We start from the raw sequence: 15038 nt of genomic DNA, 5'->3' as shown, positions 1-15038 counted from the left end.
AAAAATTGTTTTTAACTCGTGAAAATTAAAAAACGCAATAAATCTATGAAAATAGGTTTTTACTTCGATATACTAAAGCACTTTTCCTTTGAAAGATTCAGGGAGGTTGCGGCTTTATGCCTGCTACCCCTTGTTTTATTCCCACCCCTATCTGCCTATGCGGCGCTAAACCAGATTTCAGACAAGAAGATCAGCATAAAACTGACATCAGTAACCCTACCGGAAGCAATTATCAGACTGCAGGATAAATCAGGTTGTGTGATCAATTATGATAAGACGATTTTTAATTCCGGCCAAAAAGTTAGCCTGGATTTAAAAAATGTTTACTTACAGGATGCCATTAGGAAACTTTTGGCTAACACGCGTGTCGGTTTCAGACACGCCGATGAAAACACCATTATTTTATATAAGCTACCGGACCCCGTAAAACCGGGAAAGATCTCCGGTAAAATCGTCGACGAAAAGGGTGAAACCCTACCAGGAGCTTCTGTAAAGGTGGTCGAAACTGGTGCCGGTACACAGACCGGAGCAGACGGAAGTTATACCCTAAGCATAGACCCAGGCACATATACAATAGAAGTGAGCTATATCTCTTTCCAGACTCAACGTATAACAGAGGTGGTAGTAAAAGAAGGTAAAAATACGCCGCTGGAAATTTCTCTGAAACCTGATACTAAAGGATTAAAGGAAGTGGTCGTAACTGCCGGCTATAAAAAAGCTTCTACCGCAGGTCTGCTGGCCAAACAAAAAAATGCCTCGGAGATAAGTAACGGCATCAGCGCTGAGCAAATCGCAAGAACACCGGACAAAAATGTTGGAGAAAGTCTAAAGCGAATCAGTGGGGTAAGTTCGGTGGACAACAAATTCATACTCGTTCGTGGCATAGGAGAACGCTATAATTCAGCCATGTTAGATGGGGTGGTCCTGCCCAGTACAGAAGCTCAAAGCCGAAACTTCTCCTTTGATCTGATCCCCTCAAATATGGTGGATAATGTGATTGTAAGCAAGACTGTTACTCCGGATATGAATGCCAGTTTCGGTGGCGGATTGATCCAGATCAATACTAAGGATATTCCTAATGAGAATTTCACAAGCTTTAGTGTCGGCGCTTCTTACAACGACCAAACCACGGGAAAAGATTTTTTAAGCCATAAAAGGGGCAAATATGATTATTTCGGTTTCGATGACGGCAGGCGCGACTTTCCGAAAGATTTGGTGCGAACCGCGCGGGACGGGGATAATGCAGAGCTGACAGATGAACAATATTGGAAGAAAGTAACAGATCAAAGTCTGAGATTCAAAAATGATAATTTTACGGTCTATAAATACAAGGCTATCCCATCGCAGAATTATCAGTTTACCATGGGACGCTTGATATCCCTGGATACCGGCAATAACAATAAATTAGGGTTTACCGGCTCTCTCAGCTATCGCAATACGCAGAATACTAATAATATTAATCAGCAGAATCGGGGAAGCTGGGCACCTTACTTGGAGAATACAGGAAACACGTATGGCTTTACCACCACCTGGGGAGGCTTGTTGAATGCAGGTTTGCAGCTGGGAAAGAACAATCGTTTCAGTTTGCGCAATACATATACACATGTGTATGACAATGCGCTCACGCGAATTGTTGGTTATGATCAAAATGGTATAGAGGGTAATCCACCCAACAGAATAGAAGAATCGGATGATCCGATTTTCACCGATCTTTTGCAAAACAAACTTTCAGGCCAGCACCAGTTTGGCAAAGTAAAAATAGACTGGGATGCAGCCCGGACTTCTATCAGCCGAAAAGAAAAAGATCTTTCCGTAGTCAATAGCTATTCACAACTTGTGTCAGGCAACTACGAATACTTTGCATCAGTTGGCAATAGTTCAAATGCTTCATTTTTTCCTACTTCCCGCCAGAATTACGCTAACAAGGAAATCAACTACTCATGGGATGTGTCGGCGACGATCCCTTTTAACGTTGCAGGAATCCGGAGCAGCGTAAAAACTGGTTATTTTGGAAATCAAAAGAAGGCAAAATTTGACTGGCTGATCGCCGCTTTTACCGATGATCCCTCAACACCCAACGATGAACGCCTGCAATTCCTGTCTATTGCAGAAATGCAAAAGCCGGAGAACATAGGGGAAAATGGTTTTTTCTACACCATAAATCCGCTGTTTTCAGATACTTACGAGGGTGAAAGCAAAAACCATGCAGGCTTTATTATGCTGGACAACCGGCTGGCGGACAAGTTGCGTTTGGTTTGGGGTATCCGTGGAGAATATTATAAATACAAAGAGATCAATAACGGGACCAACACGAGTTTTGAGGTTTATAGCTTAAAACCGGACCCACGCTGGCAGTGGTTGCCATCGGCTAATTTGACCTATAGCCCACTTTCTACACTAAATATTCGTGCGGCCTATTCCAGCAGCATTGTGCGGCCTGAACTCATGGACAACAGCCAGTTCTGGCGCTACCGTGCGGATCTTGGTGGTCAATACGGTAATCAGGGCTTATATAGTACAAAAATTGATAGCTGGGATTTTAAATCGGAGTGGTTTCCAGGTCTGGGAGAAATTATATCAGTTGGTGGCTTCTATAAAAAGTTCGACAAGCCGGCAGAACTTAATTTCGATATTTCTTCAGGCAATCCGCAGTATTACCTGAAAAGTGCAGATTATGCCAAAGTCTATGGATTAGAATTCGAGTTGCGTAAAAATTTTGGACTGCTCTTCGACAATACCGTATTGAAAGGCTTAACCGTGTATGGAAACCTGACCTTACAGAAATCGGAGGTGAGGAGTACCTTTCTTGGGCGAAACCCAGAAGAAGGCCAACCAGATTTGATTTTGACGAGCAAAATCAAACGATATATGTATGGGCAAAGTCCTTACTTAATCAATGCAGGACTGCAATATGCAGGGGAGCATTTAAGCTTAAATCTGATGTATAACAAATCGGGCTACAAAACCTACATCGTAGGTAACGATCCGATGCAGATTGAATACGAGAAGCCGCGGGAACAAATTGATGCGCAGGCGAGCTACAGGTTCATGAAGAAAAAATTGGAGATAAAAATCAACGCCGGAAATCTGCTGAATGCTGCATCTTCATTTTACCGCAATACTGCCAGCTATGAAAGCAACCCGGATTTTGATCCGACAAGTTCTGACATAAGTAACGCATTCCAGTTAATACCTGGCTTTAGCAACAAATATGATGACGGGGATATGGTAACCTTTAGTCAAAAATTTGGCCGCACATTCAGCACCTCATTGACTTACACATTTTAAAGAGAATACATAATGAATGTAGAGATAAATGTTAAATCACCATTAACGAGAAAGGAGGAAACCATAGAAAAGGTTTCCTGACTGGCTGGAACAAAAAAACGAAGGGCAGTTTGAGCGCCCCTCGTTTAAATAACCGATTCACTCACCGGCAATCAGGATAAACCCGAATATTATTTATAGCTATCTGTAAAGTTGCCAAGGGCATGAAACAGAAACTCTTTAAGTCAAATAGATTTGGCTGCAAAGATATAAAAAAATGATATATGCTGGTTGCTGACTGGAGTTTAAAATGTCAAGTAAAAAAAAGACGTCTCCAAAAAGGAATTAAAGTCCCTCAGCAACAATATAAAAACAACCTTGACTAAAAAATAACATTTACAGCAGGTGATAATTAGATCCTGTCAAACTTATAAGTTATGTTAAAAAAATCATTCGCTATCACTAGCTCCTTCATTAAAAACAATGTGGTTGAGCCACTTCAAAAACTAAGTTCACTTAAAACTCTTAAAAAAAGTGCCGCGCTAACCATTATCGCTTTTGCCGCAGTTTCTTTTTCGTCATGTAAAAAAGAGGCAAACCCCGGATCAGACAGTTTCGATAACCGCAGTACTGCTGCGGCAGATTATCCAACTTCGGTTACAAGTTTGCCAGTTGTTTCAGTGCCTGCAGGTGATATCACTGCCAATACCACTTGGGATAACGACCATATTTGGGAAATTAACGGCATTGTAACAGTAACAGGAGGAACATTAACCATCGAAGCTGGTACTTTTATCAAATCAAGCGTTAATCCAGGTGGTGCAAATCCCCCTGCTAATGGTGTACTGGTAGTTTCGAAAACCGGTAAAATCCGTGCTGTGGGTAGTGCTGCTAGTCCAATTGTATTTACCAGTCGTTATTTATTAGATGGCTTAGCTAACACTACTCCAAATCCTGGTGATTTTGGGGGTGTGATTATCTTGGGTAACGATACAGTAAATGTTGCCAATAAACTAATTGAAGGCTTACCTGACCTACCTAAGTTCCGCTATGGTGGCACTACCGGAAATGACAACCGCGGAGAATTTCAATTTGTACGGATAGAATATGCAGGATTTGCATTAGCTACAGATATTGAAGTGAACGGGCTTACTTTGGGTGGTGTTGGAACAGGAACTACGATTCATCACGTTCAAACTGCCTATGGTAAGGATGATGGTTTTGAATTCTTCGGTGGATCTGTTAGCCCTTCTTACCTAGTTGCTTTAGGCTCTGATGATGATCAGTTTGACTTTGATAACGGTTTTAATGGCACGATCACTTTCGGTCTATCATTAGCTGATGGAACAAGCAGCCATAGTGGTACAAGTCCGAACAGTGATTCAAACGGAATCGAGTCAGATAATAATTCCGTAGCTGAAAGTGCTTCGTTCAACCTGATCCCAAGAACTTCTCCACGATTAGATAAGTTCAGTGTAATCGGAACACAAACCGCTGCAGGTGCAACCGGAGTTGGTTATTTAAACGGTGCCCGTGTTCGTCGTGGTTCAAGAATCAGAATGAACAACACTGTGGTAACCGGATTTAAAACAGGAGTTACCTTTGATTCAGGTACAGCGGCAGGCGATGCTGCGAATTCAAACATCAGCAACACAAGTATACATGGCTTTAATTTCGGTTTAGTGGGTTCACCGGCCGGAACTGGAAGAATTCTACCAGCAGTAAGTGCAACTGCTGCTAGCTTCGGAATGATAAACCCATGGTATGTTAACCGTCCAGGATTGGATTGGGTGACAAATGGAACAAGCGCCGGAAGAGGTGCTGACAATGGCACAGACCTTTGGTTAACATTGTCGTGGATCAGATTCAATTATTAATTATAAAGTTCTTTCAATAAGATTCAATGAGCGTGTTCCTGTGGAACACGCTCATTTGAAAAAATTAAAACAATTATTTTTTATGCAAAAATTAAAATACTCATTCTTCCTTTTATTCCCCCTACTAACCTTCTTCGCGTGTAAAAAAGAATCCCTTTTACAGGAAACAAAAAACATTGTAAAAGTTGAGATCAAAGGATATGTAATGACTGATACCCTCGAATTTGTCGTGAATGGCAAGAGTATCATTCAGGCAATTGATGATTCATTCCGAAATCCAGAAGACGGAACCACTACAGCATATCTCAACGCTGGTGATGAAATCTTGGTACGTAAAAAAGCAGACGGAAAAGCTGTGGGTAAATTTAATATTCAGGCTGACCCCTTCACGCAAGAAAAAAAGGTTTTTTATGACGGCACCACCTTAACAGACAATCTGGAGCTTACACCAGTTTCTGATCCTAATAATTATGGATTTAGACTCCAGTTCAGCACAAACTTCGCAGATTTTTACGGAGGGCCAGTAGACATTGAGTTTTTTGAACAAGTGACGACCACTACCCGACCTAGGGTCACAACTTATGAATCTGTTAAACTAATCACAAGCGTAACTAATAAATTCAGTGACTTTTATGAGTTTCCACCAACCCAGCCTGAACCCGGAAAATTAAAAGCATATGTATTTAAAGTTTATAAAGCAGGTACAAAAGAACTGCCATATACTAAAATGGACAATGTAGATATTTCCGACCCCGATAACTTCTATGTTACGTTATTATTGGATGGTGCAGAACCAATCCCAGGAGCAAGTCTGCTAATTTCAATCTCACCTGTTTTGACAGATGAGAACGGGAACCAAACGCCGACTGGGACACGAGTGTCTCCTGATTATGCACTACGTGACTTTGCTGCTGTTTTTCGTTAGTAAGTTTAAGCAATCAATATTAGGATATTCGCATGCATCTCTATTTACTAAAAAATTTATTCATTCCGATAATGTGTCTGAAGACACGCTTGATTTGGTGATTTTTCAAAATTTCTCGCTTTTGACAAAAAACAATAAACCCTACAACAACGGTTATGATCGTTCAATCGATGACAGATGAAGAAATAATTCGGCAATAGAAAACAGACCTACCGGAAAAAGCGGCAAAATTCACCAAGGCTTTCATGAACGATGCGATAACATGTAACATTACACCGAATATCCAGCCATTTATGGATGGGCTTACCTGGCAAATGGCATTTCTGATAAAGTGAGGGGATATCTGATTAGAATATTTGTAACAAGGAGCCCACCCATTGAATGCCCCAAAACCAATCTATACGGTGCGACACTGTATTTTTTTTCAATGAAAGGGATTAGTTCTTTTCCAAGAAAGGATATAAATTTATCGCCGCCACCATTCGGATTATTTTTGCCATGCAAAAATTGAGAATAAATAAAATAACTAAACAGTATTTCTTCATACAATTGTTTTCCACAATATACAAATAGTAGGTGCTAACTTTGCTACAGCTATTTATTTATGCAAATACTGTTGTAAGTGATAAATGGGTATATGATGGAAGATTGAAATGAAAGAGGGTAAAGTTAAAACCAGATGTAAAGTTTATAATTTACGATGTTCTTTGATGTTTTTTCTTAAATAAGAATTCCATTGGCCATCTTCCACTTCCAATTCTAGCTTAAAAATATCCTTCATGCTGGTATAAGACATTAGGCGTTTAAGCCCCTGCATACCATCTTTCTTGTAAACAATGCGACAGATTAACCCCCTGATGGCACTACCCGGATTGGTATAAAGATCAGCGTACCAAAAGTCTTCCAAGTTATTAAGATCGGCTTCCGGATGTTTCTCTAAATAAGCATTGACTCTTTTAAGTTGCCAATCAATAGAATGCCCCATACTACCACCATAAAAGACAGCCAGGCCTTCTCTGATTGGTGATTTCGGGTAAAGACGATTGAGATAAACATGCACAACCTCGTGAAAGTAATTCTCCCCTAAACTCGCACAAAAAACCTGATTATCCTTATCATCTGAGATCCCCGAAGGCTTTTCTCTATTGCCCATAGATAATGCAAAATCGAAACCCCTTAACTTTTGCAGTTCATCCCAGGTATTTGAAAGGTAATAACGGATGTGAATTGGCTTTAGGTTCCAATCGTTTTCTAGTTTTACAATTTGCCGAATCAAACTATCTGCTTTTCTCGCATTGAACTGATGTTGTTTAGGATAAAAGAAAGTTATGTTTCTTAATTTTGTGCTCCGCCACGAAGCCAGATTTATAGTAAACGGGTTAATAAAGTGCGATCCTTTCTTACCTTTTGATGCTATATAATGGTTAGTAACTGCTATTGTCATGATGTTTCCAACAGAATCATTGATGGCAGAGAACTGAGTTTTGAAATGGATGTATTTGTCTGTTGGCTTTATATAGAGAATGGTGGCTTTGTATCCCTGAGTATATAATGGACTATCATTTATAGCATAGATCAGTTGATCAGGAATAGTTCGTTGTTCCAATTCATCCGCGTCCCAAAATTGAGATAACTCCGGCAATTCCTTACCATTAAAACCTGCTAAATAGTGATTGAAAAACTTCAGCGCGGTTTGTACCTCTATTCCAGATGTGTCGACACCAGGATTCAGGTAAGTCTGCGCATTACCATATAATGTCAAACTAGTTAACAAAAGCGAAAGAAGATATTTTATCATTAGTACAATTTAATAATGTCTAAGATATAAATGTTTGGTTAAATTACTGCCGTAGGATAGATATGAAATACCATTCTATGGTTGCTAAGAGGGTTATGCAGATTTTGTTACAACAACAGTAGATTCGGTTAGCCCTGCCTGCTGGTTACTTCTGAGTTTTGTAGTCTCAAACAATTGATATTAATCGAACATTTTATGAAAAAACTGATCATTATTTTAAGCATTGCTTTTTCTGCTCTGGCATATGGACAGCAGCACCATGCCCGTACTTTTCTTTACGTTCCGGGTGCCTGGGATGGTGGCTGGGATTACGCAAAAGTGGATTCCATATCGACAGCACATGGAGACAAAGTCTACCGCCCGACCCTTACAGGCCTCGGTGAAAGGGTTCACCTTTCTAATCCTGGCATTAATCTAACCACCTACGTCAATGACATTCTGAACGTGATCAGGTTTGAGAATCTCCATGATGTGATTCTTGTCGGGCATAGTTATGGAGGAATGGTCATTTCCGGCGTGGCTGAACGAGTGCCGGATCGAATTAAACAACTGGTCTATCTGGATGCGATGGTTCCAAATGACGGGGAAAGCGCAAAAGATGTCTGTGGGGATCTTTGGTTGCCGATGACTCAGGGTAACGTTAAGGACAGCATGGTGCTTTATCCTTTCAGTACTACGAAGTCTGTTCCGCCCAACGATGTACCGCAACCGCTGAATACCTTTACCGAAGCTCTTAAAATTGGAAATCCTCTGGTCAAAAAGATTCCGACAGTTTTTATTTTGATGACCAAAGACGGCAAGAGCAGTGCCGAACATGATAAGATGGGCCTGTTACGGGCCAGGGCCAGGAATTGGAAAGTCTTTAGTTTTGAAGGCGGGCATTATTCCATGCGGGAACAACCAGAGAATCTGGTTAAAAAGCTGGAAGAGGTAACGCAGCACTAAGGTTTGAGTGTAGGGTCTAAGGAAATGAGCTGAAGTACTTAAGCCATTCTTAAAACATTTATCTTAACTTAGCATATGGGAAACAGGGTGATCCACAGGATAAAAACAATCAGTGAATACCACAAGGTCATGGGGCTTCCCAAGCCGGAGCACTCGCTGATCAGCGTAATCGATTACGGCTCCATTCAACTGCCCTGCAAGGCCAGCATGGGTTTTATGTTCGACTTTTATTCCATCCTTATCGACCGGAATTTTAAGGGCAACATGAAGTACGGCCAGCAGTCGGGAGATTTTGAGGAAGGTGTCATGTTCTTCATGTCTCCGGGTCAGGTATTTGAAGTGGAGGCAGATGATGCGGAAATTAACAACCGATCAGGCTGGCTCTTGCTCATCCATCCCGATTTCCTATGGAAAACAGCACTGGTAAAGACAATCAAGAACTATGATTATTTTGGGTATTCCGTCAATGAGGCCTTATTCTTATCGGATAAGGAAGAAAAGTCCATCCTTGCCATCCTGGAAAACATGGCACAGGAATATCGCAGTAACATTGACAAGTTTAGCGGTCCTGTGATCATTGCGCAGCTGGAACTGCTGTTGACTTATGCAGACCGGTATCACCAGCGGCAATTCATTACCCGCAAAAGGTCCGGCCACTCGATTCTTGACCGCTTGGAAACTTTGCTGGATGGGTATTTTAAAGGTGAGGAATTATCATCAGATGGTATGCCCAGCGTCCAGTATGTGGCGGCATCATTGAATATTTCCGCTGGCTATTTGAGTGGCTTTTTGAAGACACTAACAGGAAAGAGCACTCAACATTACATACAGGATAGATTGATAGAACATGCCAAAGCGCAATTGTCCACAACAGATCTCTCGGTGAGTGAGATTGCCTATGGTCTAGGTTTTGAACATCCGCAGTCGTTTAGTAGGCTGTTCAAAGCAAAGACCAGTTTATCGCCGTTGGATTTTAGGGCGAGTTTTAATTGAGTATGTCATTTAATTTTTTATAGTACGTCCAAGAAGCATTTATACCTGGACAATTAATCCCTTTTTGTTGCTTCATATACTAAGTCCTCATAAAGAACTACGTTTCCTTTTTCCGTTGGTTAACTTCATTCCTATTCTTGTGATAAACGTACTGATCATCTTTAATTCTGCAGGTTTATCCAGCAGTAGAACACCTGCCAAAATTGGGATCTTACAGATTTAAGTTGTTTTCCCGACCTGCTTTAAAATAATTCACTACTGGATTCAGCTCCTCCCCCGTTGAAAAAAATTGTGGTGATAATTTGGAATTCAAAGAGGCTGAAACTTCAACCTCTTTGAACATCAATACTATTTATGGAAAAAAGCGATTTGTTACCTTTTAAAATTAAAATAGGATTCGAATAAATCGTCTATTTTTAAAATAGATACCCGATCAAGTCTTCCCGGACAAACTTCTTGTTCAAAATATCCCGGAGAATAATAATGCAATCTCCGGATCTCTCCTTTGGTAATTAAATAGAAATTAATCCCGCCACCGTCATAGATGTACTTCTCCATATCTGTTTTACCATCCTTACCTAGGCAACCTACTCCTGCCGTAGCATCGTCTTTCAATCTCCATGGATCTTCTTTCATTACACTATTCCAGAAATTGGTCAGGCTATCCTTTGATAAATAAACTGGTTCAAAAAAGCTATTCACATCTTCAGGAACGTTGTTAATAGACATATATTTTTTCTCCCGGATTTTTAATGCAACAGCCCTAGGCATTTTAATTCGCTTATCAAATCGTTCAACTGGTCTATAGGCATATCCAGTAATTGTATCCGCTTTTTTACTTAGAATAAAAAGTGGTTCATGTTGTATTGTTGCCTGATCATACTGGAATATAACAGTACTGTCAGCTGCATTTTGAAATAATTTATGAAGTTCGGTCACATCAAATTTCACTTGAGAAATTGCGCCACGACTAAATAAAGTCAAGAATAAAAAAATAAGGATAGGTAGGGATGTTTTGTTCATTTCAATAGGATTTAATTACAAATATACTCTCCTTTTCGGTAAAGGGGATCCGTGTCGTTGTAGTCGGGAGCTAAATCAAATATCTCACCTTTGGTTACTTTAGTGCCATCATGCATTGTAAATTCTGTTTCATTTACGGCCTTTACCATTACCTTGGCATCAGGAATACCTGCCCATGCCAATGCATAGGCATTTTTTATTGGCAACCTATTCATTGAGTAAACTGCCATACGAAAAAAATGAAAGAGAGAATCAAATTATGCATTAAAGGCATTACACAAGAAACGCAGACACCATAACCATACACTTTTCGCAGCAGAAAAAAGACTAAACTACACCTCTGGCCAATATCTGACGCTTATTCCGGAAAGGAAGTAAGAAGGGTTTATTCGCTTTGCTCTTCATCTTATACCGATCAAGATTTATCTGTCTCGTAGGATATCCAAAATCTGATGACGTGGTTATCGAGTTTAGTTGAATGGAAGGACAATGAAGGGCAGCTGCGAACAAGATAAAAAACAAATCAAGCCTACCCACCCAAACAATTTGACTCTTTACAGAGGCTGTTCATTTTGACTACAAAAACAGTCGTTCCGGCTACATCTGTTTTTTGACAGTGTTGCACTTTTGTATCAATAAAACAGACAGCATATGAATATCGTTTTAACAGGCTCATTGGGCAACATTAGCAAACCACTTGCAACAGCATTGATTGCAAAAGGACATTCGGTAACCGTGATCAGCAGCAACACCGGCAAACAAAAAGACATTCAAACCATCGGCGCAAACGCAGCAATCGGTTCAGTAGAAGACATTACTTTTCTAACAACAGCTTTTGCCGATGCAGACGCCGTCTATTGTATGATACCTTTCAATTTTATGGAAGAAGACCAAACGGCCTATTTCAGTAAAATGGAAACGAATTATGTGCAGGCCATCAGGCAAAACGGAATTGAAAAAGTTGTATTTCTGACCGGTTGGGCGGCGGATACGAAGGACTCTTACCTGCTTAATCAGCTATCAGACAGAACGGTTATCGAACTACGTCCCGGTTATTTTTATACCAATTTTTATAATGATATTAACATCATAAAAGAGCATGGTGCACTCATGGCCGGCTATGGAGGAGATGATAAAATTGCCTTCGTTTCGCCAGATGATATTGCCGAGGCGGCTTTTGAAGAATTGACAACACCGTTTCAGGGAAAAAAGGCCCGTTATGTGGCAAGCGAAGAATTGACCTGTAATGAAGCTGCAAAAATTTTAGGCGAAGCCATTGACAAGCCTGACCTGAAATGGATAGCGCTATCAGAAGAGCAACTGTTAAACGGCTTAATCCAATCAGGCTTTCAGCAACAGCTTGCACATGATTTCGTAAGAATGCAGGCCGAGACACACAGCGGAAAAACATTTGAGAATTATCTCAAAAACAGACCTGTTTTAGGTAAAACAAAATTGAAAGAATTTACAAAGGAATTTGCAAAAGCCTACAATCAACAATAATTATCTTTGTATATGGCACATACAAAACCAATCAGAATAAAATCAATCAGCGAGTTTCATCGGCTAAGAGGTTTGTCTAAGCCCGAACACCCTTTGATCAGCATAGTGACAACAGACGATTTCACCAAACTGACCGATAAAATCGCTGTGAATGCGGTATTTGATTTTTATTTTATTGCTTTGAAACGTATGAAAGGTGTTAAGTACAAATACGGACAACTGCATTACGATTTTGAAGATGACGGCATACTGTTCTTTATGTCGCCCAATCAAGTGCTCCAACTTGAAATCACGGAAGAAGAAAATTCCGAAAAACAATCAGGTTGGATGTTGCTCATTCACCCTGATTTTATTTGGAACACGCCATTGGCAAAAACAATTAAGCAGTATGCGTTTTTTGACTATTCGGTAAATGAAGCGTTACTGTTATCAGAGAAAGAAGAAATAACACTTTCAGGCATTATACGAAATATCAGAGAAGAATATCATTCCAATATTGATCGATTCAGTAAACAGATCATTAGCACCCATATTGAAAATTTGCTTAGCTATTCCGAGCGATTTTATAACCGCCAGTTCATTACAAGGGAAAAAGCCAATCATCAAATTTTAGAACGTTTGGAAAAACTGTTGGCAGATTACTTTAACAGTGACGATTTGGCAATAAGAGGTTTACCTTCGGTTCAACACGTTTCGGAAGAACTGAATGTTTCACCAAGTTATTTAGGTAGTTTGCTGCGAACGGTAACCGGTCAAAGTACACAACAACATATTCATGACAAACTGATAGAAAAAGCCAGGGAAAAACTATCAACCACAAACCTTTCCATAAGCGAAATTGCTTACGAATTGGGTTTCGAACATTCACAATCGTTCAGCAAACTATTCAAGACAAAGACAAATGTTTCGCCTTTGGAGTTCCGACAATCGTTTAACTGAGAAAGTGAACTAGCAAGACCCGCCCAATATTCCAAGATTATTGACATCCTCTTTTGGCTACAACAACCTAACTTTTGGCTACATATGTGTATTAACAGTTAGCTAGTAATCTCTAATTACCAATGAGTTTTTATTTTGTGTGGCAATACGCTGAATAATATATGGACGTATACTGTAGACGCATATTCTAGGACAATAATTCAGAATGTATATTTTCTTGCCTCTTATTAAATTCACTCATAAATTCACCCCCCCAATTTTCCATCATATCAACAAGTGGCAAAAGAGATTCACCTACTTCAGTTAAAAAATATTCGACTTTAGGGGGAAGTATTGGATAAATTACTTTTCTTATAACACCATTCGCTTCCAATTCTTTTAGTTGTAAGTTCAAAACTCTTTTGCTTGCATGCGGATGTTGCTTTGCTAACTCACTAGGCCTTCGTATTCCCTGATTGATAGAATCAATTAAACAGGGCTTCCATTTACCACCAATAATCTCAAATGTAATACTGATGCCACAGCTAAAATCTTTTGGTATTTTTTTCTCGTACATTGTTAATTTCCATTTTGTTGAACAAATTTACGGCATATTTCATCTAGAATGATATAGGGACAATATTTTCCTTATAGCAATATTTTTACCCATATTTTTTCAGGTACATAAGGTCGGTACTTTTGCCTATAGTTAATCTTAATAGTTAAAAAATGGAATTATCAAATAGAGACAAAGCTGAAGCTATACAAAATAGCATCGAAACTGAAACGTTGGCAGAAATAGGATTGATCAATCCTATTTCTTACAAGCAACACAATCCAAATGTAGCAACAGGTTTTAAAGCGATCTTAGATTTACATGAGCAAATGCCTATGGATAAGGTTTATACTAATGTAGTTCGCAAATTTCAAGATGGTGACATTGGATTTGTCCACGTAGACTATTTTCTTTTTGAACCTACCGTCGCTTTTGACATACATCGGTTTGAAAATGGAGTCAGCGTTGAACATTGGGATAATCTTGAAACCAATCCAAAAAAATTGAATAAAAGCGGAAGAACAATGACCGATGGAAAGACCAAGGCAAAAGATCATCATAAAACTGAGGTTAACAAAGCCCTTGTTCGGAGCTTTGTTCAAAACATTCTTATTAATGGACAAATCGATTTGGCATCAAATTATTTCAGGGGAGGCGAATTGATTCAGCATAATCCACACATGGGTGACGGGGTACAAGAATTTCTAGATATGTTGGAACAATGGAAAAAGGACGGAAAACCTCAAATTTATAATAAAATACATAAAGTGCTTGGAGAGGGAAATTTTGTCCTGGTATTAAGTGAAGGTTCTTTTAAAGGAGAGCATGTCGCTTTCTACGATCTGTATAGAATTGAAGAAGATAAAATTGTAGAACATTGGGATGTCGTTGAAACCATACCTGAACCTGGAAAACGAAAAAATGATAATGGTAAATTCTAAGAAAGATAGACGCTACAGAATAATTAGTGCCTTTTTTGTAGTTCTGCCAACAACTTTTGTGATGTCAGTTTTATCAAGTTTTACTGAAGAGGTTTCATCTGAAAATTGGATTGGTGAACTTTTTAAGTCATGGCTTTTTTCATTGCCTATTGTTTACTCTTGCGTATTGCTTCTATTGCCAATTGCCAATAAAATAACAAGCAAGATTTTAGATAAAAAGATACATTTATAAAGATATAGTGTTCCTAAAAGTTTGTACTTTTTTGGGACACTATATATTGTTTTATTAAGG

Annotated in this window: 15 protein-coding genes; 10 read left to right on the top strand and 5 right to left on the bottom strand. The window is 39.4% G+C overall.

Going from position 1 to position 15038, the window contains the following annotated elements:
- The first annotated feature begins 45 nt into the window (after nt 1–45).
- The 3 genes from AC6CH7_RS02320 to AC6CH7_RS02310 all read left to right on the top strand — a co-directional run bounded on the left by AC6CH7_RS02320 (nt 46) and on the right by AC6CH7_RS02310 (nt 6069).
- The gene (locus AC6CH7_RS02320) at nt 46–3288 is read left to right on the top strand and encodes a TonB-dependent receptor (protein ID WP_498261151.1); all 3243 of its coding nucleotides are present in this window, start codon (nt 46–48) and stop codon (nt 3286–3288) included.
- 416 nt (nt 3289–3704) lie between these two features.
- Nucleotides 3705–5144: a beta-helix domain-containing protein gene (locus AC6CH7_RS02315; protein ID WP_498261150.1), complete on the top strand. Its 1440-nt coding sequence runs from the start codon at nt 3705–3707 to the stop codon at nt 5142–5144.
- 82 nt (nt 5145–5226) lie between these two features.
- Nucleotides 5227–6069 carry a hypothetical protein gene (locus tag AC6CH7_RS02310; protein WP_498261149.1) on the top strand — a complete coding sequence of 281 codons (843 nt, stop codon included), beginning with the start codon at nt 5227–5229 and terminating at the stop codon, nt 6067–6069.
- 303 nt (nt 6070–6372) lie between these two features.
- Here the strand turns inward: AC6CH7_RS02310 and AC6CH7_RS02305 are convergent, their stop codons facing one another.
- Together AC6CH7_RS02305 and AC6CH7_RS02300 are read right to left on the bottom strand one after the other, a co-directional pair.
- Entirely contained in the window at nt 6373–6573 is a 201-nt protein-coding gene (locus AC6CH7_RS02305) for an alpha/beta hydrolase-fold protein (protein WP_498261148.1), read from the bottom strand.
- Between the two features lie 184 nt (nt 6574–6757).
- Entirely contained in the window at nt 6758–7867 is a 1110-nt protein-coding gene (locus tag AC6CH7_RS02300; RefSeq protein WP_498261147.1) for a hypothetical protein, read from the bottom strand.
- A gap of 195 nt (nt 7868–8062) precedes the next feature.
- On the opposite strand from AC6CH7_RS02300, the gene AC6CH7_RS02295 reads away from it, so the two are divergent.
- The 3 genes from AC6CH7_RS02295 (at nt 8063) to AC6CH7_RS02285 (ending at nt 10028) form a co-directional block, all read left to right on the top strand.
- Nucleotides 8063–8812, top strand: coding sequence for an alpha/beta fold hydrolase (locus AC6CH7_RS02295; protein ID WP_498261146.1), 750 nt, complete (start codon nt 8063–8065; stop codon nt 8810–8812).
- Between the two features lie 264 nt (nt 8813–9076).
- Nucleotides 9077–9805 (top strand): helix-turn-helix domain-containing protein, encoded by a 729-nt coding sequence (locus AC6CH7_RS02290; RefSeq protein ID WP_498261145.1) that lies wholly within the window; start codon nt 9077–9079, stop codon nt 9803–9805.
- Nucleotides 9806–9824: 19 nt separating this feature from the next.
- Nucleotides 9825–10028: a hypothetical protein gene (locus AC6CH7_RS02285; protein WP_498261553.1), complete on the top strand. Its 204-nt coding sequence runs from the start codon at nt 9825–9827 to the stop codon at nt 10026–10028.
- Nucleotides 10029–10177: 149 nt separating this feature from the next.
- Here the strand turns inward: AC6CH7_RS02285 and AC6CH7_RS02280 are convergent, their stop codons facing one another.
- Complete coding sequence (locus AC6CH7_RS02280; protein WP_498261144.1) at nt 10178–10828, bottom strand: hypothetical protein; 651 nt, start codon at nt 10826–10828, stop codon at nt 10178–10180.
- Between the two features lie 11 nt (nt 10829–10839).
- Nucleotides 10840–11058, bottom strand: a complete 219-nt coding sequence (locus AC6CH7_RS02275; protein ID WP_498261143.1) for a hypothetical protein — start codon at nt 11056–11058, stop codon at nt 10840–10842.
- Between the two features lie 421 nt (nt 11059–11479).
- On the opposite strand from AC6CH7_RS02275, the gene AC6CH7_RS02270 reads away from it, so the two are divergent.
- Entirely contained in the window at nt 11480–12331 is an 852-nt protein-coding gene (locus tag AC6CH7_RS02270) for an SDR family oxidoreductase (protein ID WP_498261142.1), read from the top strand.
- A gap of 12 nt (nt 12332–12343) precedes the next feature.
- Nucleotides 12344–13270, top strand: coding sequence for a helix-turn-helix domain-containing protein (locus tag AC6CH7_RS02265; RefSeq protein ID WP_498261141.1), 927 nt, complete (start codon nt 12344–12346; stop codon nt 13268–13270).
- A gap of 187 nt (nt 13271–13457) precedes the next feature.
- Here AC6CH7_RS02265 and AC6CH7_RS02260 read toward each other — a convergent pair whose 3' ends face one another.
- Nucleotides 13458–13826, bottom strand: a complete 369-nt coding sequence (locus AC6CH7_RS02260; protein ID WP_498261140.1) for a winged helix-turn-helix transcriptional regulator — start codon at nt 13824–13826, stop codon at nt 13458–13460.
- Nucleotides 13827–13978: 152 nt separating this feature from the next.
- Between AC6CH7_RS02260 and AC6CH7_RS02255 the strand changes: the two genes are divergently transcribed.
- Nucleotides 13979–14746, top strand: a complete 768-nt coding sequence (locus tag AC6CH7_RS02255; RefSeq protein WP_498261139.1) for a nuclear transport factor 2 family protein — start codon at nt 13979–13981, stop codon at nt 14744–14746.
- A complete protein-coding gene (locus tag AC6CH7_RS02250; protein WP_498261138.1) occupies nt 14688–14978 on the top strand; it encodes a DUF2798 domain-containing protein in 291 nt (96 codons plus the stop codon). The genes AC6CH7_RS02255 and AC6CH7_RS02250 overlap by 59 nt, the downstream gene beginning before the upstream one ends.
- Nucleotides 14979–15038 lie beyond the last annotated feature (60 nt).

The organism is Pedobacter sp. GQ55, assembly GCF_059758925.1.
This window is presented reverse-complemented; position numbering and strand designations above follow the sequence as displayed.